Consider the following 24902-nt stretch of genomic DNA (forward strand, 5'->3'; position numbering starts at 1 on the left):
ATCGTTGTGACGCGATACCTCGTTACCGGAGCGAACGGATTCATCGGTCGTCACGTGGTGGATCGGCTGCTCGCGGCCGGCGATGAAGTCGTGACGTTGAGCCGATCGCAGTCGGAAGAGTCCGATCACGGTGGCCAATTGAGGCGAGTTGCCGCTGACGTTCGTGATTCCGCGAAGGTAAGTGGAGCGATGAACTCGGTCGATCGTGTGATCCACCTAGCCGCCGCGGTCGCGACCCGCTCGCTGACTCTGTCTGAAAGTATCAATGTTGAAGGCACCCGTGTTGTCGCAAGTGCCGCCGCCGCACAGCCCAATCCGCCGACGCTGATCTATGTCTCATCGCTAGCCGTGGCGGGAACGATACCAGATCGCAATCCAAGCGGACCTAAACGCGACGCGGTCGTTGAATCGGATCCCTGCCATCCGGTGTCTCACTACGGCCGAACGAAGCTTCGAGCCGAGGGTGTTCTTCATGAAATCGCGGATCGGTTGCCGATCACGATCGTTCGCCCGCCTTGCGTGTTCGGTCCCGGGGATCGCAACCTGCTGGCGCTTTATAAAACCATCCGGTCGGGCTGGAATTTGGTGTTATCGAAAACCTTTCGGTATTCCTACATCAGCGTCACGGATTTGATACCGGGGATTATCGCGGCAGCCGATCGCGGCGTACGCTTACCGCCGCTGACAGCGTCCGCGAAACCCGATCGAGGCATTTACTACCTGACCGATCCGCAGGCGGTGACGTTTGTCGAGTTGGCGGAAATGATTGCCGCATCGCTCGATGAATTTGCGATTGCTCGGCGGCGACCGCTACGTCACGTAAGGATCCCGCGTGCGGCAGGATGGTTCGCTGGAGGATGCGGGGAGGTCGTGATGCGAGGATTCGGAGGGCGAGTTTTCTTAAACCTTGATAAAGTTCGCGAGGGCGTCGGCGGAAGTTGGGTGTGTGATGGCTCGCGAGCCGAACAAGAGTTATCGTTCCGCCCGTCAGCCGGTCTTGCCGAGCGACTCATTGAAACCACAATCGATTATCATCAATCGAAATGGCTCTAGTGATCAAACCGGCGGTTGTTCTTTATTCGTCAATCAATCTTCTACTTTTCTCCCGCGGTCGTCCTGATGAAATTCACAACAATGACGTTTCGCAATGTGATGCGGCGTCCTTTGCGGAGCGGCTTGACATTGGTCGCTGTCGCCCTCGCCGTGTGTGCGGTGGTATCGCTGGTCGGGATCGCCAACGGCTTCAAAGCCACTTTCATGGACTTTTACCAAGGTGCGGGCGTCGATCTGTTGGTCGTTCGTTCGGGAAGTGCGCGTCGATTGACGAGCACGCTCGAAGAATCGCTGGGGGATCAAATCGCCGCGCTCGATGGTGTCGTCGACGTCATTCCCGGCCTCGCCGATGTGGTCTCATTTCCCGACGAAGGGCTATACGTGGTTCCGGTCAGTGGATTGGTACCCGAGACACATGTTTTTGAAGCGATGGAGCCGGTGAGTGGTCGCAGGCTTCTGAAAACGGACAAGCGGGGCGTCATGGTCGGCATCACCCTTGCCGATAGTCTCGGCAAGAAGGTGGGCGATCAAATCGAAATTGTGGAAGACGAGCTGTATGACATCGTCGGTGTCTTTGAAAGTTTCAACGTGCTGCAAAACGGCTCGCTCGTCGTTTCCGTCTCCGAGTTGCAGCGATTGATGGGCCGTGAAGGCGAAGTTTCCGGGTTCAGCATCATCACCACGGACGCGGGTGACAAAGAACTCCTCGATCGCATTTCAAAACAGGTCGAAGCGATGGAATCGGAAGTGAAGGTGCGTCCGACACGTGAGCACGTCGAATCACTTTCAGAAATTCAACTCGCCGTCGCGATGGCTTGGTTGACCTCAGCCGTGGCGATCGTCATCGGGTCGATCGGAGTACTCAACACCATGTTCATGTCGATTCAGGAGCGAACTCTCGAGATCGGGCTGTTGCGGGCGATCGGTTGGACGCGGATCCGTATCATTTCAATGATCCTGATCGAGTCCATCATTCTCAGCGCGATCGGGGCCGCGATCGGGATCGGCGTCTCTTTTGTACTCGTGTCGCTGCTAACGCACATGCCCGCGGTGAACGGCTTGATCGAAGGACGAATCCAATTGGCGGTGGTGTTGCAAGGGCTTCTGATCGCGTTGGTCGTTGGATTTCTCGGCGGACTGTTGCCCGCTTTCGCCGCCTCGAAACTATCGCCGAGTGAAGCGCTTCGTCACTAATCCTGACCTGCCGTCCGAAGTTGATTAATGCCCCAATTGCCAAATCGCAACGTCAATGAGATTCATTGCCCTGCCGCGGGATTGGGACGCACTCGGGCGATTTCGATCACGGCATCGGCGACGAGCCGGTTGGCATACTGCGTCACGGTCGCATCGGCGCCGCGGAACCACTGCAAGATCGGCGCTTGATAGCTAGCCGGTGGCAACGCGGCGGGTGCGGAATCGCCGGCGCCCCACGCCGTACTGGTCCATCGTGGCGAACCCGGTGATCCTGCGAGTCTTGGGAGGGGTTGATATTCGCCGCCCAACGCGCATTGAACTTCGCCGCCGAGAATCAGCTTCGCCTGCTCCACCGCATCCTCCGGCGGAGTGCCGAGTTGTCCGCAGAGCGAGGCAAGAAAATCGGCGCCGGCTTCGCTCGTTGTCGATGCCCGTTGGTAGACAAATTGGTTGACCCAATCTTCGAGCTGGCTGCCGCGAAGGTTGCCGATGTGGGCACGCAGTTGTGCCGAGTCGCCGACCTCTTCGGCCGCCAGTTCAGGTACTGTCTGAGTCAAAAGCTCGGGATCGAATGAGAGGATGCTGAACTCGCCGCCGGTGAAGCGATAGACACCGCCGAGCAAGCGGCTCATGTTCGGCCCCACGGGTTGCCCACGGCCGAGGCCCAGCGGCAATCGATCGAGAGCGCCGGGCAACGGCCACGCACCGAGGTATCCGGGCAACAGCTTGAGTGCTTGGTAGCTGCCGAGGATTCCATCGAACGCTTCGGGTTGCGGCGGATTCGAATCTTTGATCGCGGCAAAGAGATGTGTCGGCGGGCCGAGTGCGTCACTCGCTACATGTGCCTGCACGGCAACGATGTCGTCGGGGGCAAAACGGATCGATACCGGAGTGGCTGGGCCGAGTTGTTTGGCCCACCATCCATAGTTATCCGGTTGCCAAGGTGCAACTTCGGCGTGAATGAGGAGGCGTTCTCGAAGTTCGGTGTCTTGGGTGCCCGGCGATCCATCGGGATTGGCGGGAGACTCGATCAGCTCGCGTTTGACTCCAACAAAAATGGGATCGAAGCTGCGGAATTGTTCTCCATAGGCGGCTGAAATCTCGGCAAACCATTCGGCTTCGGTCGCAGTCACCGAATCGATGGGACTGTCGGGGATCGGCAAGAACGAGCCGCGAGCTCCGCGACGGGTGTCGAGGACTCGGTCGCCCACCGTGAACACACCGCTGCCGTCGGCGCGTTCGCCAAAGCCAACGGGAAGAAATCCGGCTGCGACGAGAGGTTCGATTTCGCGCATCGGTGGGTTATTGGCAGCTGACGATGCCGAGGTTGCACCGAATGAGTTCGCTGTCTCTGGACCACCCGTGGCCTGGGACGCGGCAGCTAAACGTGCCAAGTGAACCAACGCGATGTCGGCTTCGGACTGCATCCGTCGACGCAGTTCGATCAAATACTGAGGCGATAGCAACCCCTGCAGCATCTCGGGAGAGAAGTAAGCAAAGATCGTGTCGTCGACACTTAGAGGATGCAGTGTCCTCGCCAATCGGAAGGCTTCCGTTTTGCCTAACGACTCGCCCGTGCGTCCCACTTCGAGGAAGCGTTCCGCGATCGCTTCGCTGTTGGTGATGCAAATGAATTCGTCCCGCTCGACCATGTACGACCGGATGACATTGTCGGTCGAACGCAATAGCGTTCCCACGCCATTTTCGAGACTTACGTTCTTTAGCGTGATGTCGTCGGACGCGCTCGCGAGCGTTGTACGGTCGTTGTTTAAACTTGATCGCAATAGGAATGCGTTGGTCGGCTGGAAGACCACACCCATCGCCGCACCGTCTTGCAAGTACAAATCGCGTCCAATGATCGCTTGATCGGTAATGATCGTCGGGCCGAGCATTCTGCCCATCACGGTCATTTGGATTCCGAGTTGTTTCGTCAATCTTTCGCCACCATCATTCGACAAACCGCTCAGCGTGATCATCCGTGAGATGTCACCACCGTGCTCGTCGGTCAAATCTTGGAACCACAAATAGTTTTCGAATTTGCCGTAGCGGATGTAAAAACATTCCGGGGGCACGTGATCGGCGAGCGGTTCGATTTCGGGTTCGGGAGCACCGGGGTCGACAGGATAGTCCGTCGGTTGCCAAGCGATCGGTTGCGGAACCGGAAGGGCGGCGACATCGGTGGCGGCGGTAGTTCCGTGGGCATCGAGGTCGCGTCCAGCAGCGGCCGACGCGAACACGCGATCGGAAACTTTGGCGGCGCCGGCGATCCAGTTCAGCGTCATCAACAGCGGATCTTCGTTGGTCTCGTCGCCTGTGTTTCCGTACCAATCGGGCAGTGGCAAACCGAATCGCCCCGACAACATGCCAACCAGGTAGGTCTGCACCCACGGGGGTGTGTCGGTTGCGTCGATCTGGGCTTTGGCGTTGGCCGTGAAATCGGTCCACCAATCGGCGAGCAGTTCCTGTTGCAGATTGGGATCGTCAACCGGGCGAACGTCGAATCTGCCGACGACACCATTGCGATCGACAACGTCAACTGAGAACGGTTGATTGCCTTGGAACAGGAAGGTGATTCGGCGAGCAACCGTCTCCATCCGCTCTTGGTCACCGTTTGCAATCTCTCGAATCAAATTGCCGACCCGTCCGAGCAGACGTCCTCGACCGAGCGGTGGCAGCGGTGATTCCGACGGCAGCCGAGCGGCGCGTGACTGAACGTTTTCGCTGACGACAAAAATCGCGGGGGAGACCGAGCCGGCGAGATTCAGCGGTGGTGGGCCATTTCCCAGCACGGGATTGCGGAGCGGAATTTCGATCGAGGCGATGCCGTAGGGTTGACCCGAGGCGGCGGTTACCGACGCCGTGGCGGGAGGCGGCGGGGCAAACGCAATGTTCTGTGCCGCAGCCGGGGGCATTGCGACCAGCAGCAGTATCAACGATCCCCACGAGGTTGCAAAAATCGAAGGAAACTCGGTCGACGTTGACCAGCGTTGAAATAGCATTGGAGCGAAGTTCTAAAAGAGAAATTTGGCGTGGGGCGGGCTTGGTTGGGTAAACGTCCGGTTTTCAGCGAAAGCGGATTGAGCCATCTTAACCCAACAACTGGCAATCGCCTCCATTTCGACCCACACCCGTTTGAAAGTCAACCGTGGCTAGTCCCTCCCGCAGCGGTGTATTCGCCGCCGAAACCGACCAACGACTCGAAGCCTATGCCGAGAGCATTACTTTCGATTCACGTCTTTACCAGCAGGACATTCGTGGTTCGATCGCTCATGCCGACATGCTCCGCAGTGTCGGTTTGATTACCGAGGCGGAGTTTACCCAAATTCGCAGCGAGTTAGAGGTCATTCGCGGACGGCTCGACCGGGGGGAGTTGCCGCTGCGGTTTGAACTCGAAGACATCCACATGCACGTCGAGCAAGCCTTGATCGACGCAACAGGCGACGTGGGTCGAAAGCTGCATACGGCCCGGAGTCGCAATGACCAGGTCAGCACCGATGTGCGGATGTGGATCCGCGAGACCCTGGACACGATTGACGAATTGCTGGTCGGATTGCAACGCGCCTTCCTGAGTCGTTGCGATGAGGATTTCGATGTGATCCTTCCCGCCTACACGCACCTCCAGCGGGCGCAACCGGTGCTCGCGCCGCATTACTGGCTGGCGTACATCGAAAAATTCGAACGGGATCGCGGACGCGTCGCAGATTGCCGCGCCCGTGTCAATCAAAGTCCCCTCGGTATAGCGGCGGTTGCCGGTACGACGCTCCCGATTGATCGGCGGCAAACCGCCGCGGCGTTGGATTTTGACGGGATCACGGCAAACAGCCTCGACACGAGCAGTGATCGCGACTTCGTGCTTGAGTCCTCGTTCGTGCTTTCGATGATCGCCTCCCATCTGAGCGGTTGGGCGGAAGAGTGGATTTTGTGGAGCACGGTGGAATTCGATTTCATCGCCATCCCACAACAGTTCTGCACCGGCAGCAGCATCATGCCACAGAAGGTCAACCCCGACACGCTTGAGTTGACCCGTGGTAAATCGGCCCGCGTGATGGGCAGCTTGCAAACGTTGATGTTGCTCGTGAAAAACTTGCCGCTGGCATACAACCGCGACTTGCAGGAAGACAAACCGCCGCTGTTCGATGCCTTCGACACGACTCGCGCGATGCTAGAACTTGCCACACCAATTGTTGCGGGCGCGAAGCTCAAACGTGAGTCGATTGCCGCGCGGATCGAGAAAGGCTATCTCGATGCGACGACGTTGATGGAATGGATGATTCGTAAAGGAATGCCACAACGAACCGCTCACCATCTCGTCGGCGCGATTGTCGGTGCGGCGATGGAAAAGGGCGTGCCGCTCGCCGAACTGCCCCTCGAAACGCTCAAGGAACTCAGCAGCGAGATCGACGAGAGCGTGTTTGAAGTGCTGGGAACGAAAAATGCGGTCGCCGCCTTCTGTAGTGAAGGCTCGACCGCACCTGAAAGAGTTCGCGAGCAGATCGCGGTTTGGAAAAGGCGTTTGGCGTAGAGCCCGTGGGTTTGGACCACCAAACGGTTATTTGGACAACCAAGCGGCGAGTGTTTCCGAAGAGGATGTTTTTTCCTCTTTCGGTTTGAGCTGACCGTTCATCGCACCCGCAATCCGGGCGACGTATTCGATCGTGCCCGACAGAGCTTCGTCCGACGCGGTGGCGTCGAGCTTGGCAACGTAGAGCACCAGGTATTCGTCGGAAGTGTTCTTCTCAACCGCCCATCCGCCGATCTTGGTCGCCGAGCTTTGTCGCATCAATCGCATCAACAGCTCGCTGGTCGGTTCGTCTTTGCTGACCGACACGAGTGACCAAACTTTGCGGATATCGGCACGTTGGAAATACTCGGTGTCTTTCGAGACGAAGACCGTTTGCGTTTTACCCGAATTCAGCTTTTTTTCGACTTGGTAATGACCGGTGGAGTGAACCGTGTGTTCAATATCGGCGCTCTTGAGCAGAGTTCCGGTTGCCAGCGGCGCCGGTTTCCACGGGCTATCCATGAACGCTTTGATGTCAGAAATGTCGACACAGTAGCTGACCAAGTTGAAATTGGGTGAGAACGATTGGGCGATGGCGACGAGTTTGCCTTGCGAGTTGACCACGGGACCACCGCTGTCGCCGGGTTTGATCGGGGTCTGCGTCTCGACGACTTTGAATTCGTGCTTGCCGTGATCGGAGTTGAATTTTTTGTCGTAAACCGATCGCACCGTGCCGCTGGTGTAGACCCACAGGACATCGGATCCACCTGGGTTGCCGATCAGGTCGACGTCTTCACCGGGCAGGATTGATCGGGTGGCCATCTCGATCGCCTTAGCCCGTTGCGGTACCTCGGCTAATTCGATTAACGCGAGATCGAGCTTGCGATCGACGGCAACAATCTTTCCGGGCTTCGCCAGTTTGAGGACTTGATCGAGATATCCCTTTCGTTTGACCGCTGGTTGCCCGTTTTGGATGTCAGGAAAGAAAACGACGGCCGATCGACTGTCCCCCACGACGTGGGCGTTGGTCAACACGAGGCGTCGTTTGGCATCGACGAAGACGCCGGTGCCCGTGCTGGTTTCGTTTTCGCTGTTGGCGGTGATGATCCATACCGTCGAGGGCAGGACCTTCATGTAATTGTTGGTGGATTCGTCTGCCGAGTCTTCTGCCATCGCGGTGGACGAGGCGAAAACGACAGTCGCCAACGCCAAGGTGAGCGCGGGGAACAATCGAGAGAACAGACGATGGACGCCGTAGCGAAAGACACGAATGGGTCGGATTCGTTGGAACATGGGGTCACCTTGAGCGGTTGAGAGACGTTGAAACGGTGCGGGGTCGCGACAGCTATTTGCCCAGGCGACCTGATTTCCCAAGCGGTCTTGCTCGTCATCCGTTACAGCAAAAATGCCTATTTCTTGCGTTCAAAGTTCAAACGGGCCTCGCCGAGGGCCATCGTGAATTTGTCCGCGTCGGACCAAGTGATTTCCGCCTTCAGAGGCGACGTGTTGGCTCCGATCAAGTCCAACCGGTCGCCTTCGGTGGCGAACTTGCCTTTCGAAACGGACGATTTCCCGCCTTTCATGTGCACGAGAATGAACTGTTTCTCGGCGGTGAAGGCGATCGCAAACACGTCGCCACCGGGAGTGGATGCTGCCCAGCGGCCGGTTAACGCAAAAGAAGGTTGCGGCGAGATGGCCGCTGCTTGTTTTGTCGATTCCGGGGGCGGCTGAGCAACCACAACGGTTTGCTTGACTGGTTGAGGAGGTGTGGGTTCAGGAGATGAGACCTCCTGCGGTGGCGGGTCTGATGGTGCGGGTTCGAACAGAGCCGCGATCCGGGCGGCTCGCTCGCGATCGGCGGAGCTAATTGGGTTCGTTTTCTCCTTTTTGGTCTCCTGAGCTTTGATGTCGGTGAACACGGTTTCCATTGTCACTTTGGAAAACAGTTCGTCGGCGGCATTCGCTCGTTCGGAAAGGGCCGCACCGATTGAGAAGGGGGACGCCAGTACTAGGAACATTGTGAAAGAACGCATCGGACTACTTAGGGTGCGAGGGCCATGTATTTCTTCGCGCACGTACGCACGTGCGACTCTTCTGTCTGTCTAAGCGTCGGAAAAAGACGTCCGTTACCTGATGCGGGCGGGAATCGAAAACAAATTGGAGTTTTCTTGGTAACACCTCCGAAACATCGACGCTTGGCCTCTTAGTCACAAGACACACGACAACGACCCACACCGCGGCAAACGCCCGTTGTCGAATTTCCAAACGCCGCACAACACTTTGCTTTCACGGAGAAAGAACCATGTCGAAACGTACCCTTTTCGCTGCTGTCCCAATGTTCGTCCTCGCCGGTCTCATGCTGACCACGACTGCTCGAGCCGACGACGATTTGTTGTCTCGGTTGGCTGCCTCTGAACTCGACACCACGGCCCAAACGGAACTGAGTGACGACGTCAGTGACATCGATGATGCTGAGTTTGGACTAGCCGATGTCGAAGCGTTGCTCGGCGAAGGTGAAGAGGCGACGGACAGCGAAGAGGCGGTCGCGGCTTGCTATCGCCGATTCGGACGCAGCTACGGCTACCGCAACTACGGTTACTCGTCGTATCGGTACTCGAGCTACTACACGCCGATCTATCGCACGCACTACCACTACACACCGAGCTACTGCTACACCCCGGTGACGTACAGCTACTACACCCCCGTTTACACCAGCTACTGGGGATGCTGGTAATCCAGACGGTTCAGCTTCGGGCGGAACTCGACACCGAGAATCCGCCTTCCCGTGACCCTCTCCCCGAGTGTGGGGAGAGGAGTGTGGGCTGAAGCGTCGAACTTTGGCCCAACCACGTCAGAGCCCGGACCAACCGAGTAATCGGGGAGTCCGGGCTTTTTTTAAATCTTCAACGCTCTTCTTTCACCAACCAATCAAACACGAGTACCATCCGATGCGCCAATCCACGTCCACTGTCAAATTACTTAACATCGCGATCTTGTTTGTCGCGTCACTTGCAATCAGCATGGTCGTCTGCAACGGCCAAGACCTCACGCGGGCGGATCTGCTGAGCTGTTCGTCGAACTGTTCGCACGTCATTGATCTGATCCACCGCTATGGCGTCAATCAAACTTGCGACACTGCTGGCGACCGTCAATGGATCACCCATTCGGCCTTTGGTCCGGCGATCATTCCCGCTTCTGAAGCCGGAGATCTCTCCATCGCCAGTGTTCATCAAATCGCGGACATCGAAAACGGCTGTGGTCCTAAATTCGCTGTCGTGATTTCTAACTGCAGCACACGCTGCGTCGAAGGATTCTCGGTCACTGTGGTCGGGACGCTTGGGCAAATTCATTGCTTCAGCCCTTGCACGACGGTGAAGGTCGACAAAATCCATCCCAACGAATCGTTACAGGTCGAAGTGACGCTGCCCATCGAAGCGTTGGCAATGGGGAATCGCAACGGTCAAGTGATCGGATTCCAACGGCTGATCGTCGCCATCGACAGTTTCGATGAGTTCGTTGAAACCGATGAAGCGAACAACTTGAAGGCGTTTTGCGCATCGACGTTGCCAATTCTCGAAGTGCAAGCGACCGTGACCACCGAAGTGACGCAAACTCAGGAACAAGTTTCGCAAACCGCTCCAGTTGACAATGCGTCAGTGTCAATCCAAGAAAACCAAACGCTCGAAACGACACAGCCGCTCACCGCGCAACCTGCTGGGCAACCGAACGTGACTCAGTCGAGCCAAGCTGTTCAAACGGATGAGTCTGCCGATGCGTTGCAAACGGCTTGGCGTCAACTCAACACGGAGACCGCTACCGCGGAAGTCGCCAGTGACGGTTGATCGCATCGACCCGGACCACCATCAGTATCCTGATTCGTCAGCCGATAGGCGACGGTCCCGAATCTCGCGAACGCACCGCGGCCGCGTCGATGAATCACGGGGCTAACGTCGATCGGCTGTTTCGTTAGCGTCGCGCAAATCGGAGGGCTCGCGCAATGCCGCTAGAAGACTTAGCGGAACGGCGCAAGCCGTCCGGTCTCACTCCCATTTTCAATGTTGATAAAGCATCAGCTGGACAGCGCCATTTTTCAGTAGCTCGGTCTCTGGGGGCGTCGATTGTTTTAGTGCNNCGTCCCCCGAGACCGAGAACTGCCGGCGTTACCCGCTTCGGGAGCCTCGGAGGCACTCCGCCACGTGAAAGTCGAAAACTCCAATACGTCTGCCAGAAAATGACGCTGTCCAGCTAGGACGAGACGTTCGGCTTGGGTGTGTTTCGCGCGTACCGTGACAGCAGTCGCACGATTGCGGCTCCGGTTCGCAACGAAAAACGTGCCCGTGGATCGTTTACCGCCTCTCGCATGAGACCCAACGCAGACGTCACCGGCGAGCAATTGAAATCGTCGAGCACTGCCGCAACGTGTTGGTTCCACGGTTCTCGTCGTCGACCCAATCGAGATGCTGCCGCGAGCCGAGGCGACAGTTTTCGTTCGAGCTTCGCTCGGATCCGATCGTTCTCTTGTTCAACGCGATTTTCCGTCGAGTCACTTATCGGTGTTTCCTCGATCGTTTTGCACTGGTCATGCAGTCGAAACATTGCACCGGTCGATCGCGAATACTGCACGCGAGGAAATTGGCTGAGGTAGCGGATGACTAGGTCCCAATCGAAACCTTCATTCAGCGATCGATCAATCCCGCCACAGGCATAGAGAGATTCCATGCGAAACCACAGACCAGGTTGGCAAAAAGAATATGGATCGCATCTTAGCATTGCGGCGGCGGATAGGTTGCGGTTAACGATCCGGTGATCCGAATCGATCGGCGGGTTGCCTTGGGTGTCCTCCACACACACTTCGAACGCATACAGGTCAGCGGAATCTCTAAAATTGGCTGCCAGCTCGCAAAGCGTGCCCGGTTCGAGACGGCAGTCCGAATGAATCCAGTTGAAAATATCACCTGTCGCGAATCGTAATCCCTTACAGATCGCGTTGCTTTGCCCCGTATCCTTTTCTTGGATCACGTGAGTGATGCAGCGGGCATAATGGTCCAAGACCTCGCCGCTTGCATCGGTGCTGCCGCCGTCCACGACGATGTATTCGAGATTGGGGTAATCCTGCATCAATACCGATCGGATCGTCTCTTCGAGAAATTCCCCTTGGTTGAAATTTGGCGTGATCACAGTGATCCGCGGGAGTTGATCGGACTTGATTGCCTGTGGATATTTAACGCCGGATCGTTGATGAAACGCTTGGTCTTCCCCCTCCCATGGCCATCCGCTCTTTTGCTTCATTGGAGCGGGGATTGGGCATTCCACAGTGCGTCCCGGTGCATATCAAGAAGGAAGAATTCGGTTAACAAGCGATGGGGATGATACGATACAGTTGACTACCACTCCGAACGCGACCAATATCAACGTTGTTCGCGGGTCGTAGTCCCGATGATACCCGTTCCTCAATTCTGATGTCGTTAACATGAATTCATATGCAAATTTTGAACGTAACGGAGGCTTCCTGCTGAGCGCGGCTATGCCCAGATTGCCGATCTTGGTGGTCGTTCTGGTGATGCTTGTATGCGGAGGATGTTCGAAGGATGAACTCAAGAAGGCGTACAATGATGCGAAGGCGAAGACCGAAAACATCGCCACGTCAACAAAGGAAAAGGTCGACTCGGCCGTGTCGTCCACCGTCACCGCCATTGAAGAAACCCTTCCAGAAACCGGCAGCATCTCCGTGCGTGGCAGCGTACCGATTGAGAAAACTTCCAAGGCGAGTCTGGAAGTGATTTCGATTGGTGACGGCCGACCCAACGTCGTTCAGATCCTCAGCTACGATCCTCAACAGCCACAAATGACGTTTCCCGCCGTTCTGTTGCAAGGCCCGACCGAAGCAACGTCAGCACAAACTCTCGCAGGGAAAAGTGTCGAGTGTGACCTTTATTTTCAAGCTGATGCCAATGGGCCGATCATCATGAACAAACCCGGAGGTCACGTCGCGGTCACGTTCAACCAGTTCAGTGCCGAAGAAGGAACGATCACGGCCAGCATCGCGGGCGGAGATGTCATCAGTTCCGATGAACAGACCGCGCAGTTCCTCGGCGGTGAACTCATCGCGCTCGTCCGCGAATGAACGGTTGTCGAAATCATTCGCACGTCAGCGGACCCAAGGACCCAAGCAGGAATCATTGTGCAAATTCCTATGAGCCATTTGGGCGTTAGCCTGGACTGCTAAATCATTGCGAAGACGTGCAAATACAAGGCCGCGTAAGTCTTGCTTCCGTTCCTAGTCGCGATAGCGACGGCACGCGAAAGCCCCGGACGTGAGTCCGGGGTCGACGTCACCTCTCGCATACACCAAGTCGCGAAGCGATGAAAGATGCCGCTTCCGGTGCTTCATTCGTGCGCACAACCGTGTTTTGTGTCGTCGCGTTGCGGCTTTCTTCGCATTGTTTTCCCCAATTACGGACTCACGTCCGTGGCTGTTACATGTCGTCACGATCGTGACTAACCGTTCGCGAAACACTGGATCCAGCTAAACGCAAAAGGGATTGCGACATGTCTTGTTCATAACGAATTTTTGGCAGTCCAGTGATAGCTTTGGTTGAACGTAGGAACCATGGTTAGCATCAAATGACAGCTATACCGAAAGACTCCAGCCTACGGACCTAACGCCTGATCGTGATCGCGGCGCTGCAATGTAACATTGCTGTGTCTTCACCCGTTTGTACGTCGACCGCAAACCACGTCTTGCGGAAAATGATTGTAAGATCGCATCAGCGATCCGTGCTGCGGAATTTCGCAGATGCCACTTCGGGGCCATACGGAACGACACAGTTTCGGCCGTTGCGTTTAGCCATGTAAAGGCATTTGTCCGCTTGGTCGATCATTTCAGCGACAGTCATTGCGCCCGCTTTGCGGTCGACCACGCCGATACTGACGGTAACCTGAATCACCTCATTGGTTGTCGGGCACGGCACCGAGAGATGGGAAACTGTGCTTCGCACTTTCTCCGCGATACTGCGAGACTCGTTCAAATCATGATCGGGCAGCATCACGCAAAATTCTTCACCGCCGTAGCGATAGACTTGACCCACGTTTGCAAACGTGTGGCGTAGCGACGAGGCGACACATCGGAGTACGTCGTCACCAGTCGCATGCCCGAAGTTGTCGTTGACGGATTTGAAATGGTCGATATCGAACATCATGCACGTGAGCGGTTTTCCTTCGTTCGTGCTCGTGTTCCACAGCGACTCCGCCTTTTCGTCGAGTGAACGGCGATTTTCGCAACCGGTCAACGCGTCTTGAGTCACGAGTTGTCGGAGCTGTTCGTTGCACTGCTGAGCTTCTTCGCGACTGCGTCGAACGCGTGCGAGCAGGTCCTCCATCTCGGCCCGATAAGTTTCCGCCACGGTGGCATCGCGAACCGAAATCACCATGACATCGGGAATCGACAGGCCGGTGATTTCTCGAACAGTGATGGCCAACAGACGACGTGATCGGTCCCCTCTTTCAAACACCATCAATTGCTCGTCACCGACCGCGATCGGAATTCCGTGTGTGGTGACATTCGCTAACCGCGAGGTGTGTAGCACTTCGTGCCACGGGCGGTTTCGCGGCATGGACGTGCACCACTTCAGTGAGTCCACGCTACGTCCATCGAGGTGATCACGCGAAACGCCCAAGATTTGGCAGATGGCTTCATTGGCGAACAGGATGCGAAAGCGTCCGTCGATGATCAAAAATCCTTCAGGAAACCGATCGAGAACTTCGCCTAATTCGATCGGTACCGCCACAAATCGCTTTGGCAATATCCGTTCGCTAAGCCATGAGAGGTAGCCTCCTCTCGGTGGTGAATCAATCGTTGATCGAGCCATGTAGTCAAATATTAGGTGTGAGAGTTCGCAGAACCCGGAATAGCTTCAAAAATCAGTCCCCCCAGAGAAACATGGGCAACGACGCTCCATGGCGTCGACCGTCGACCCTCCGCTGAGCGTCTTTGTAATCAGATAGATGGCAAGGTATTGCGGTTGTAACGGTTGATCGGATTGCATGGCCGCAAAGGTTGTCGACTGTTTAGATGTACGAAATGTGACCACGGGTTTGTGTGTGTGCGTCCAATGGTGACCTAGCCTTCAACGCACTCACGGACCGATCTGATCGCGCCCGTCGGTCAGGTTACGGCATCTAGCACCCCACGTTTTTGAGTTACGTCTGAACATGTCCGACTCCAGTATTCCGCAACTGCTGCTCGTCGAGCCCGAGATGATCTTGGCCGAGCTCACCGCATTTCGTTTGGAATTGCTCGGTTATGGCATCGAAAGCGTGGCAGAGGGTGGACTGGCAAAAGATCGGCTACGGCGAGGGCGTGTCGACTTGATGATCGTTGACACCAAATTGCGTGAGGGAGACGGGATCGAATGGTTGACCGAATTGCGGCTCGAGTTCACGGCCGAAGATCTACCGGTACTCATGTTTTCTCTCGATCCCAGTCTCGAGACGGTGCGGAGAGCATTCCTGGCAGGGGCTCAGGACTATTTGGTCACGCCGTTTGACCCCACCGTGCTCGAAACCAAAGTACAGAACCTGCTCAGTGCCAACGGCGCAATGGTAGCGCTCTAGTCAAGAAACTTCTCGGCACTGCTCAAAACACCAAATCCTAAACACCTTTTCATTCCGAATTTCCAGCCATGCGACGACTCGGCGACATTCTTATCGATCAACGGGTACTCACCCCGGCGCAGATTGATGCTGCGTTTGCGTCGAAACCTCGTGGCATGATGCTCGGCGATTGGCTGGTCAAGCAAGCCTTGATCAGCAACAGTCAACTCGGCGGAGCGCTTGCCGAACAGTTCGACGTTGAGTACGTCGACATCGATTTTTCGAGCGTAAACCCGCAAGTCGCCCGTTTGATGCCAGAAGACTTTGCCCGTGCACGCGAATCGGCAGCGATCGCAATCCGCGGTCGTATTCTGACGATGGCGATGGTTGCGCCCGACGACATCGAAACGATCGCCGAAGCGGAATTGATGACCGGATATCAAATCCGTCCGGTGGTCGCTCTTGCCGATGACGTCACCAATCTGCTCAACCGAGTCTACGATGACCGGGCGTTTGCACGGCAGACGATCGTCGATATGAAGTTCGCCGAAATGCGAGAAGTCGGCGAGACCAGCGAAGAAGACGAATTCGCAATAGCCTCCGCAAGCCAAGAGGACGCACCCGTTGTCAAACTCGTGCAAGCGATTCTGTCCGGAGCCGTGACGGCGGGCGCCAGCGATATTCACCTCGAACCGCACAAGCCTGAAATGCGAGTGCGATATCGTGTTGACGGTGAACTGCAAGTCGCCATGACGATCCCGAACCATATTGAAGACCCCGTGATCAGCCGGATCAAAGTCATGGGTGACATGGATACGACGGAAAGCCGACGCCCTCAAGACGGTCACCTCACCGTTTACGAAAACGGAAAACGCGTCGGTTTTCGTGTCAGCGGTATCCCAACGGTTGATGGTCAAAAACTTGTGCTTCGACTGCTTGACGAAGGCGGCCAAACGTTCGATCTTGCTGGGATCGGTATGCCCCCGCGAGACTACGATTCCATCCGCAGTATTCTCGACAAACCACACGGCATGTTCGTCGTCACCGGTCCCACGGGGAGCGGTAAGAGCACGACCTTGTATGCCGCGTTGGAACACCTCAACAACGACGATCGCAACATCGTTACGGTGGAAGATCCCGTCGAATACCGATTGGCGGGCATCAACCAAGTCCAGAGTGATAACGAATTCGGTATGGGGTTTGCCAACGCGCTCAAATACATCATGCGGCAGGACCCCGACGTGATCATGCTCGGTGAAATCCGCGACTGCGAAACCGCAGCCACCGCTGTGCAAGCCGCATTGACGGGGCACATGGTGATCAGCACGCTGCACACCAACGATGCCGTCGGTGCGGTGCAGCGACTCGCCGACCTTGGCGTGGACCATTTCAAGATCGCCGGATCGCTATTGGGCAGTGTCGCACAGCGATTGCTTCGTTGCATCTGCGAAAGCTGCAAACATGAGATTCCCGCCAACGTGAACCTGCTTGATGTCCTCGATCCCGATGGACACGTCCCTCGTGACACGAAGTTCTATCGCGGGGAAGGTTGCAAGCGATGTCTCGGCAGCGGATTCGCCGGCCGGATGCCGATCTTCGAGATCATGCCAGTTAATTCGGAAATCACCGCGGCGATCGAGGCCGGTGTGCCTCATTCGAAACTCGAAGAAATGGCCCTCGCCGCCGGCATGCTTCCGTTGCAGCAGGCGGGACTCGAAGCCGCCTTGGCGGGCAAAACATCACTCGAAGAAGTCTACTTCAAGACCAGCGGTGATCGCCGAACCGCAGCGTCCACGCCAAAACTCGGCGGACGTCGAGATAGCGATCCGAACGTTCAAGTCACGTCGGCCGCAGGGTAATTCTACGCAAGCCATCTACCATGAACTATCCATCCTCAGCTTTTCCGCGCTCCGAATCGGCTATCCGCTCGCAATCCCCGCCGGGTAAGTTCGTTGCGTTCTTACAAAAGCTCAACTCGATCGAAGTCGGCGGTCCCTCGCGAAGATTGTCGAAGGGGTGCGAGCCCACTCGCATCGGGCCGGTTCCGTTGGCGCAGTTGCTCAGGTTGTTGCTGATGCTGTTGCAAAACGGGCTCAGCCTTCCCAAAGCGCTCGGTTCGCTCGCCATGGACCGATCCAACCGAAAATACAGCGGTGTGTTGTTGAAGATGCGAGGAACGATCGTCGCTGGTGGAACGATCAGTGACGCGATGGCTCGCTACCCACGCACGTTTACCTCCATGCAAGTGCAGCAGATCCGTCTTGGTGAACGCAGCGGTTCGCTTGAGACCGCGATGTCTCGTGTCTGCGAGCAAATGGAACGCAAAGTCGCACTGCGCAAACGCATCATCAAAAAGATCAGCTATCCGATGTTGATCACCGTCGCCGGTCTCGGGCTCATGGTGTTCATGTGTGTCGTCGTGGTTCCTGAGTTTGAAACCGTTTACAGCAGCAGCGGCGTGGATTTGCCGCCCGTGACGCAGTTCGTTACCGGCATGAGCCGCGTGCTATTGCACTGGGGATGGATCGCGCTTCCGGTATCCGTTGTTTTGAGTTCACTGTGGATCGCCGGTCGGCGCCGACCAAAAATCGCGACCAAGATGGATGCCGCTTTATTGAAGCTGCCCGTTGTCGGTCCATGGCTTCGGGATGCAGCGGTGCTGCAGTTTGTCGAAGCGACCGCGGCGATGGTGCAGTGCGGCTACAAGCCCGTCGATGCGATCGAAGTGTCGGCCGCCTGCGTGCGAAATCGCTGCGTCCGTCAAGCAATCAACGAAATTAACCAAGGCGTTCGTCGCGGCGAGAAACTCAGCATCGAACTCGGCCGCTACGAGCAATTCTTTCCTGCCACGCTATGTCAATTGATCGGCGTCGGAGAACAATCCGGCGAGTTCTCTCGATCGCTTGAAGGCACCTGCCATCACCTCAGAGAGCGACTCGAAAGTCGAATTGATGCAACGGTCGGGATGCTCGAGCCGATCCTCACCATTTCACTCGCCGCGATGATCGGTGGCATGGTGTTGTCGATCTACACACCCATGTTCCACATGTTCGAAGTTTTGGAGTAGACCCTATGCGATCCGCTCAGCTCTCAACCGATCGATTTCTGCGAGCACTCACACGTCGATGCCCGAACATGTCTCCCGGTTCCATGCCGCTTCGTACCGGCATGAGTCTGCTCGAAGTGCTCGCCGCTGTGATCCTTTCGTCGATGGTCGCGATGACTGGATTGATGTTTGTCCGAGATCATGGCCAAACCTCCACCGAACGCGCGTGCCTCGGACATCGGGCTCGATTGCAACAAGACGCCGAACTGTACGCACGAGAAACCGGACGCGCACCCGACGCCAAGCTCGAAGCCATCCGGGACCCAAACTACAGTGGCAGCGTCCTACCCCAATGCCCCCTGCACGACGCAGCCAACACCAAAACAAACTACCGCTGGGACGGAACCAACGTCACGTGCAAATACCACCCCGGCACGTAACACTCGATGCCATCGGTTTGATTGAGCACAGATTCTTCGTTTTGGCATCTCACGCCGATTTGCCGGGCAATTCATCTTTGGGCGTAGATTTTGGCTACTTGGGCGTTCCAGGTTTCCCAGTTTTCGGCGGCTTTTTCGAAATCGACTCGCATCCAGCGGATGGGTTTGTCGGGGAGGACGGCGGGGGGAAATTTGCTCTCCTTGCTGATCGGCATCTGGCTGCCTGGACCCATTGCGAGACGGTCTTCGGTTTGGGGGGCGATGAGGTAATTGACTAACCGATGGGCGGCGACGGGGTGCGGCGCGTTCTTGAGTACCGCCAAGGTGTTGGGGATGCGGAGCGTACCTGCCTGATCGGGTAGTTGATCGGGGAAAACGATCTCAACGGGATATCCGAGCTCTTTCTCGATCATGGCGTCATCGGTATCGGTTAGCCCCCACGCGACGCGGCCCGCTGAAACAGCTTGTGCGACCTGTTTGTTACCCGAAAGGATCAATGCGTTGTCCGCGATCGTTTGGAGTTGCTCAAGTGCGATCTCGTCCCCAAGACGCTCTCGCAGCACAGCCCAGTGGGTCGCCGTGGTGCCGAATAACGGACGAGCCATCGCGCAGTTGTCTTTCCATTTCGGATCCAGCAGTTCATTCACGCTCTGAGGATACTGTTCATCGGACTCGAGCAATTTGGTGTTGACGAGCAAGACGCGAGCGCGAGCGGCAAAGCCACACCACGTCGAATCACTCGAAATCATGTCGCGAGGCCAATCCGTGGGTACCGGCCAGTCATGACGTTGCAACAAGCCTCTTTTTTGCAAACGAACCGTGTGCATGATCTCGTTGTTCCAGAACACGTCACAGCGTGGTGAGTCCTTCTCCGCCAAAATCTGATTGACCAAGCCGACCGTCTTCGTCGATTCGACATCGAATTTGCTAACGACTGATGTTTCGTAATCGACCGAACGTTCAAACGCTTCGAGGATCGGATAGGCAAACTCTTCGTCAAGCGCCGAATACACGACCACGTCCTCTTCCGTACGCGGCACGCATCCACAGAGCGTGACGGTGAGTGCGACTGCGCTGAGCATGAACGCGAAACCGACATGTCCTGCTGCCACGATGCGTCTGGCCGGATGACGCGAGGTGGTGAATCGAATTTGCATGGGGTTCATTTGGTTCAAAGAGGAAAGATGACGTCGTCGAATGTGGAGGTGGTTACCAAGTCGGGGTCGTTTTGTTCATGAAGGCATCAATGCCTTCGCCTGCTGTTTCGGTCGTGCATGCGGTCGCACTGTCGGCGGCGGCCGCAGCGATTTGGGTCAACATCGTTTCCCCGATGCTCTCATTGATCAAACGTTTTGTCGCCTGGATCGCCTGCGGAGAACCCTGCGATGATTCATTCGCCCATCGGGCGGCGATCGTCTCGATATCCTCTGACGCGACCGGAGGTTGGCAGAGCAGTCCGGCGCGGTCGGCCTCCTCGGCGGATAGCGGTATTCCGGTCAAACTCATCTTTGCCGAAAGCGAGGTGCCGGCCCGGAATGACAGCAGCGCCGCGGTGATCCCGCCGACAAGACCGTGACGAACGGCACCCGCCGAAAATGTTGCTCGTTGCGAAGCAACAATCATGTCACAGGACAAAGAAATGGCAAACCCGGCACCCATTGCCGGCCCATCGACGGTCGCGATCAGGGGCTTTGGAAACCGTAATAGGGCTTCACAAAGTTCTGCCAAACGTCGCCAGTATTCAAACCACTGTTGCAATTGTTCTTGTTCGGGCAACGAGCGGATTTCATGCAGGACGGATAAGTCAACGCCGCTGCAAAAGGTAGGACCGGTCGAGGAGAGAATGACGGAGCGGATTCGCGGCTCTTGATGCATTTCATCGAGTCCCTGGTGGATATCGGCCATCAGCCGAGGACTCAACGCACCATGTTTTTCAGGGCGATCGATTACCAAGGTCGCTACGGAACCGTTGGTTTTGACTTCAAGATGTTGCATGTCGCGGACGCGTGCGGTGGGAAAACAGACGAAAGTCTACATTCTAACGCTAACGCCTCAGTCACGCCCCGTGGGGTGATCTGCCGAACTGCTTAGGCCGGGGCGAGGACGCAGAAGATGCCGGAGCGGCGCAAACGCAAACCGGACGAAATCCAACGTGTTCCGATGCAAAAGCTGATGATGCGTCTGCCGCCCCGACAGTCAGCCCTTTGCTTGGATCCATCCCCAATGTGAGCAATATCCAAACTTTCAGGCCAGGTCGATTTGTTCATTCAGGGTGCAGATGTCGTAGACATAACCGATTCCGAACAGGCCACCGGTGAGCAGATAGATCACACCGGTAACGATTTTGCCCATGTAGAAACGATGCACCCCAAACACGCCGAGGAAAATCAACAGGACCCAAGCAACGCTGTAATCGGTTGCGCGGGGACGATACCTCCGCTCGGCTTCTTCTGACATCGCGGGGATGAAGAAAAAGTCGACGATCCAGCCGATCAAAAAGAGGCCCCCGGTGAAAAACCAGAGCGCACCGGTGAGCGGTTTCCCAAAGTAGAACCGGTGGGCGCCGGTGAATCCGATCACCCAAAACAGGTAGCCCAACAGGGCGGGATGCGTTGGATCCGCTGTGTTTGAAAATTGATCCCCATGGACATCTCGCGGCTGCGAGTAGGGGTTCGGATGCGAAGATTCGTAGGTTGCCATGAGACTGAGTGAGGTTGATATTGGAAGGTTCGTAAATTCGACTTTGGTATCAGGCGGGAATTCGGGCGAACCTAGGCGGCAGTTTTGTCATCGATTGAGGGGATTGTTGCAGTTTGTGTGCCGAAGTCCTTGTCCGAGCGCGATAATCAGGTTCGACATCGCTTCTACGGCGGGATTCGTTTCCCCGTCTCTGATCTTGGCAATGTGGGGAGGATAAACTTCGGTATTCATGCAATATGTCGAGCTCCACTGCCGCAGCAATTTTTCATTTCTCGAGGGTGCCTCGCACCCCGATGAATTGGTGCAGCGTGCGTCTGAACTCGGATATTCTGGCATTGCGATCACCGATCGTGAGTCCATCGCGGGTGTGGTGCGGGGGCATGCACCAGCCAAAGATCTCGGGCTGCAATACATCGTCGGGACGGAAATTCATCCACTCGATGCGCCGCCGATGGTCTTGTGGCCGACAGATCGGGCCGCCTACGGACGGATGTGTCGGTTGTTGTCGCTGGGCCGAATGAGGTGCGAGAAAGGTCGGTGTGAACTTCGCTTTGACGATATCGCTGGGTTCGCCGACGGCATTTTGGCAGGTGTGATTGTCGACGCGGGGCTCGAGCGGCAACCTGGGGGAGGTTTTGACAGCGACAAGAGCAACCGCACGCGGGCTTTTTTGCGAGGCCCGTTTCGCGAAGTTTTCAATGATCGCAATTATGTGTTGGCGTCTTTCCACCGCGGAGTGGACGATTGTGGCAAAGCCGCTTGGCTGCGTGATCTATCGATCGCGTGTGACGTTCCATTAGTCGCCAGCGGTGACGTGCGTTACCACACCGCTCAGCGAATGTTGCTGCACGATTGTGTGACCGCGATTGCGGCCGGAACAACAATCGATAGCGTCGTGGGTGAGCGACTGCGCAACAGCCAACACCATCTACGCAGCCTCGATGAAATCCGAGAGTTGTATCGAGACGTGCCTGACGCGATCGCGCGAACGATCGAAATCGCATCGCGTTGCCGGTTCAGCCTCGACGATCTTCGTTATGAGTATCCAATTGAAATTGCTCCCGAGGGCATGACGCCGATCGAGCATCTCAAGCGACTCACGTGGGAGGGAGCGCAACAACGATGGCCCGAAGGTGTTTCGCAACGCGTGATCGAGATGTTGAGACACGAGGTCACGTTGATCGAGGAGTTGCACTACGAAGCCTATTTCCTGACGGTGTGGGACATGGTTCGTTTCGCCCGTTCTCGCAACATCCTTTGCCAAGGCCGCGGGTCGGCGGCGAATTCAGCGGTTTGTTATTGCCTCGGCATCACGGCGGTCGATCCGACGCAGACCGATCTACTGTTCGAACGTTTCATCAGCCGAGAACGCAACGAAGCACCCGACATCGATGTCGATTTCGAACATCAGCGTCGCGAAGAAGTCCTGCAATATCTCTATGAAAAGTACGGTCGCGACCGAGCGGGCATGACGGCGACGGTGACGACCTATCGAGCCAAAAGTGCCATCCGCGAAGTTGGCAAAGCGCTCGGTGTCTCGCCTGACATTATCGATGCGGTTGCCAAACTCGCTGGTAGTTTTGATCGCAATCCTGAGTTGCCTGATCGGTGCCGTGATGCGGGAATGGACCCCGATACACCGTTGGGGAAACGATTTCTGTATCTCACCGAAACATTAATCGGGTTTCCTCGGCATTTATCGCAACACGTCGGCGGGATGGTGATGACGGCGGGGAATCTGTGTGAACTGTGCGTGACAGAGAACGCGGCGATGCCGGGCCGCAGTGTGATCCAGTGGGACAAAGACGACCTGGATGAACTCGGGATTTTGAAGGTCGACGTGCTTGCGTTGGGGATGTTGTCGGCGATTCGGCGATGTTTTGAGCTCGTCCGTGACCACCATGGCCATGAGCTGACGTTATCGACGTTGCCTGCCGATGACGAGGCGACGTACGACATGATTTGCGCCGCCGATACGATGGGCGTTTTTCAAATCGAGAGTCGGGCGCAGATGAGTATGTTGCCACGACTGCGACCTCGCTGCTTTTATGATCTCGTGATTGAAGTGGCGATTGTCAGGCCGGGGCCGATCCAGGGAAATATGGTTCATCCGTTTCTCGCCGCACGTGAGAATCCCGAATGCGCTGTTTATCCCAACGAGGAGGTGCGACGTGTTCTCGAAAAAACATTGGGTGTCCCGATCTTTCAGGAACAGGCGATGCGTTTGGCCGTCGTCGCGGCAGGTTTTACGCCAGGCGAGGCGGATCAGTTGCGACGTGCCATGGCGGCGTGGCGGCGACCGGGAGTGATCGATAAGTTTCGGATCAAATTGATGGAAGGGATGAAAGCGAACGGTCTAGCAGACGAGTTCGCTGAACAGGTCTTTCATCAAATCCGCGGATTCGGCGAATATGGTTTCCCGGAATCTCACGCGGCGAGTTTTGCGTTGTTGGTTTACGCCTCGTGTTATCTCAAGTGTCACTATCCGGCAGCATTTTGCGCCGCGATTTTGGATAGCCAGCCGATGGGTTTTTATGCCCCGGCGCAGTTGATCGGCGACGCCCAGAAACATGGCGTGCGTGTGCATGGGGTCGACGTCAATCACAGCGATGTGCGGACCCGGTTGGTCGAGGATCCCAACCGCCCTGGTCCGGCGATTCGATTGGGACTGCAGATGATTCGAGGGTTGCCCGCGGCAGTGGCCGAGCGGATTTGTCGGGTGCGTGATGATGGGGGGGCGTATTCGGATTTGAATGATCTGACGCAGAGGGCGGAACTGACCCGTTCCTGCATCGCGACACTCGCGGATGCCGACGCGTTGGCGTCGATTGCCAATGACCGTCGGGCGGCCGTTTGGCAATCGCTCGCGACCGATGAGGCGGCGACTTCGATGCCGTTGCTACAGATGCTCGAGCCGGATAACAGCGTGCCGGACGAGCTGGTGGCGATGTCACCGATCGAGGAAGTCCATCGTGATTACCAGACGACGGGTTTGAGTTTGAAGGCACACCCGGTTTCGTTCATTCGCAGGCAGTTGCGAGAGCTCGGATGCCGATCGGCGATCGAGTTGCCGGGGATCCGCGACGGACAACATGTGCGAGTCGCCGGGATCGTTTTGATGCGGCAGCGTCCCTCCACGGCGAAAGGCATCACGTTTGTCACGATCGAAGACGAAACAGGTGCGATGAATATGGTAATGTTTGCGGCTGTATGGAAACGCTTTTTCAAAATTGCCCGAGCCAGTAATGCTTGGATTGTCGATGGTAAGCTGGAGAATCGCAAAGGTGTGATTCATGTGATCGTCGGTCGCGTCGAGGACCTCAGCGAGATGTTGCAGGACCTCCCCACCAAGACTCGAGATTTTCGGTAGAGATCC

At 56.5% G+C, this 24902-nt stretch carries 19 protein-coding genes; 11 read left to right on the forward strand and 8 right to left on the reverse strand.

What is annotated here, in order from left to right; all coding sequences use genetic code 11:
- Positions 1 to 6 precede the first annotated feature (6 nt).
- Entirely contained in the window at positions 7 to 1053 is a 1047-nt protein-coding gene (locus NB063_RS21965) for an NAD-dependent epimerase/dehydratase family protein (RefSeq protein ID WP_250931024.1), read from the forward strand.
- Between the two features lie 66 nt (positions 1054 to 1119).
- A complete protein-coding gene (locus NB063_RS21970; RefSeq protein ID WP_250931025.1) occupies positions 1120 to 2247 on the forward strand; it encodes an ABC transporter permease in 1128 nt (375 codons plus the stop codon).
- A gap of 62 nt (positions 2248 to 2309) precedes the next feature.
- Here NB063_RS21970 and NB063_RS21975 read toward each other — a convergent pair whose 3' ends face one another.
- Positions 2310 to 5246, reverse strand: a complete 2937-nt coding sequence (locus NB063_RS21975) for a hypothetical protein (RefSeq protein WP_250931026.1) — start codon at positions 5244 to 5246, stop codon at positions 2310 to 2312.
- Between the two features lie 146 nt (positions 5247 to 5392).
- Here NB063_RS21975 and argH point away from each other — a divergent pair, with 146 nt between their 5' ends.
- The gene (gene argH, locus NB063_RS21980; protein ID WP_250931027.1) at positions 5393 to 6769 is read left to right on the forward strand and encodes an argininosuccinate lyase; all 1377 of its coding nucleotides are present in this window, start codon (positions 5393 to 5395) and stop codon (positions 6767 to 6769) included.
- A 27-nt stretch (positions 6770 to 6796) separates the two neighbouring features.
- Here argH and NB063_RS21985 read toward each other — a convergent pair whose 3' ends face one another.
- On the reverse strand, positions 6797 to 8041 hold the full coding sequence (locus NB063_RS21985; RefSeq protein WP_250931028.1) for a S1 family peptidase: 1245 nt from the start codon (positions 8039 to 8041) through the stop codon (positions 6797 to 6799).
- Positions 8042 to 8157: 116 nt separating this feature from the next.
- Positions 8158 to 8781 (reverse strand): hypothetical protein, encoded by a 624-nt coding sequence (locus NB063_RS21990; protein ID WP_250931029.1) that lies wholly within the window; start codon positions 8779 to 8781, stop codon positions 8158 to 8160.
- 269 nt (positions 8782 to 9050) lie between these two features.
- On the opposite strand from NB063_RS21990, the gene NB063_RS21995 reads away from it, so the two are divergent.
- Positions 9051 to 9482, forward strand: coding sequence for a hypothetical protein (locus NB063_RS21995; protein WP_250931030.1), 432 nt, complete (start codon positions 9051 to 9053; stop codon positions 9480 to 9482).
- A gap of 214 nt (positions 9483 to 9696) precedes the next feature.
- A complete protein-coding gene (locus NB063_RS22000; protein WP_250931031.1) occupies positions 9697 to 10590 on the forward strand; it encodes a hypothetical protein in 894 nt (297 codons plus the stop codon).
- Between the two features lie 403 nt (positions 10591 to 10993).
- Here the strand turns inward: NB063_RS22000 and NB063_RS22005 are convergent, their stop codons facing one another.
- Positions 10994 to 12037 (reverse strand): glycosyltransferase family 2 protein, encoded by a 1044-nt coding sequence (locus tag NB063_RS22005; protein WP_250931032.1) that lies wholly within the window; start codon positions 12035 to 12037, stop codon positions 10994 to 10996.
- Between the two features lie 235 nt (positions 12038 to 12272).
- Between NB063_RS22005 and NB063_RS22010 the strand changes: the two genes are divergently transcribed.
- Positions 12273 to 12872, forward strand: coding sequence for a hypothetical protein (locus NB063_RS22010; protein ID WP_250931033.1), 600 nt, complete (start codon positions 12273 to 12275; stop codon positions 12870 to 12872).
- Positions 12873 to 13515: 643 nt separating this feature from the next.
- On the opposite strand, the gene NB063_RS22015 is transcribed toward NB063_RS22010, so the two are convergent.
- Complete coding sequence (locus tag NB063_RS22015; protein ID WP_250931034.1) at positions 13516 to 14616, reverse strand: sensor domain-containing diguanylate cyclase; 1101 nt, start codon at positions 14614 to 14616, stop codon at positions 13516 to 13518.
- Between the two features lie 343 nt (positions 14617 to 14959).
- Here NB063_RS22015 and NB063_RS22020 point away from each other — a divergent pair, with 343 nt between their 5' ends.
- From NB063_RS22020 to NB063_RS22035, 4 genes are all read left to right on the forward strand, one after another.
- On the forward strand, positions 14960 to 15361 hold the full coding sequence (locus NB063_RS22020) for a response regulator (RefSeq protein WP_250931035.1): 402 nt from the start codon (positions 14960 to 14962) through the stop codon (positions 15359 to 15361).
- A 68-nt stretch (positions 15362 to 15429) separates the two neighbouring features.
- Complete coding sequence (locus tag NB063_RS22025) at positions 15430 to 17199, forward strand: GspE/PulE family protein (protein WP_250931036.1); 1770 nt, start codon at positions 15430 to 15432, stop codon at positions 17197 to 17199.
- A gap of 20 nt (positions 17200 to 17219) precedes the next feature.
- Positions 17220 to 18407: a type II secretion system F family protein gene (locus tag NB063_RS22030; protein ID WP_250931037.1), complete on the forward strand. Its 1188-nt coding sequence runs from the start codon at positions 17220 to 17222 to the stop codon at positions 18405 to 18407.
- Between the two features lie 5 nt (positions 18408 to 18412).
- Positions 18413 to 18826, forward strand: coding sequence for a type IV pilus modification PilV family protein (locus NB063_RS22035; protein WP_250931038.1), 414 nt, complete (start codon positions 18413 to 18415; stop codon positions 18824 to 18826).
- 71 nt (positions 18827 to 18897) lie between these two features.
- On the opposite strand, the gene NB063_RS22040 is transcribed toward NB063_RS22035, so the two are convergent.
- The 3 genes from NB063_RS22040 to NB063_RS22050 form a co-directional block, all read right to left on the reverse strand.
- Positions 18898 to 19908: an extracellular solute-binding protein gene (locus tag NB063_RS22040; protein ID WP_322975277.1), complete on the reverse strand. Its 1011-nt coding sequence runs from the start codon at positions 19906 to 19908 to the stop codon at positions 18898 to 18900.
- Between the two features lie 127 nt (positions 19909 to 20035).
- Positions 20036 to 20821 carry an enoyl-CoA hydratase/isomerase family protein gene (locus tag NB063_RS22045; RefSeq protein WP_250931040.1) on the reverse strand — a complete coding sequence of 262 codons (786 nt, stop codon included), beginning with the start codon at positions 20819 to 20821 and terminating at the stop codon, positions 20036 to 20038.
- A 249-nt stretch (positions 20822 to 21070) separates the two neighbouring features.
- Positions 21071 to 21526: an NINE protein gene (locus NB063_RS22050; protein WP_250931041.1), complete on the reverse strand. Its 456-nt coding sequence runs from the start codon at positions 21524 to 21526 to the stop codon at positions 21071 to 21073.
- A 229-nt stretch (positions 21527 to 21755) separates the two neighbouring features.
- Between NB063_RS22050 and NB063_RS22055 the strand changes: the two genes are divergently transcribed.
- Positions 21756 to 24896 (forward strand): error-prone DNA polymerase, encoded by a 3141-nt coding sequence (locus NB063_RS22055; RefSeq protein ID WP_250931042.1) that lies wholly within the window; start codon positions 21756 to 21758, stop codon positions 24894 to 24896.
- Positions 24897 to 24902: the final 6 nt, after the last annotated feature.

Source organism: Aporhodopirellula aestuarii (genome assembly GCF_023701485.1).
Taxonomy (GTDB): Bacteria; Planctomycetota; Planctomycetia; order Pirellulales; family Pirellulaceae; genus Rhodopirellula; species Rhodopirellula aestuarii.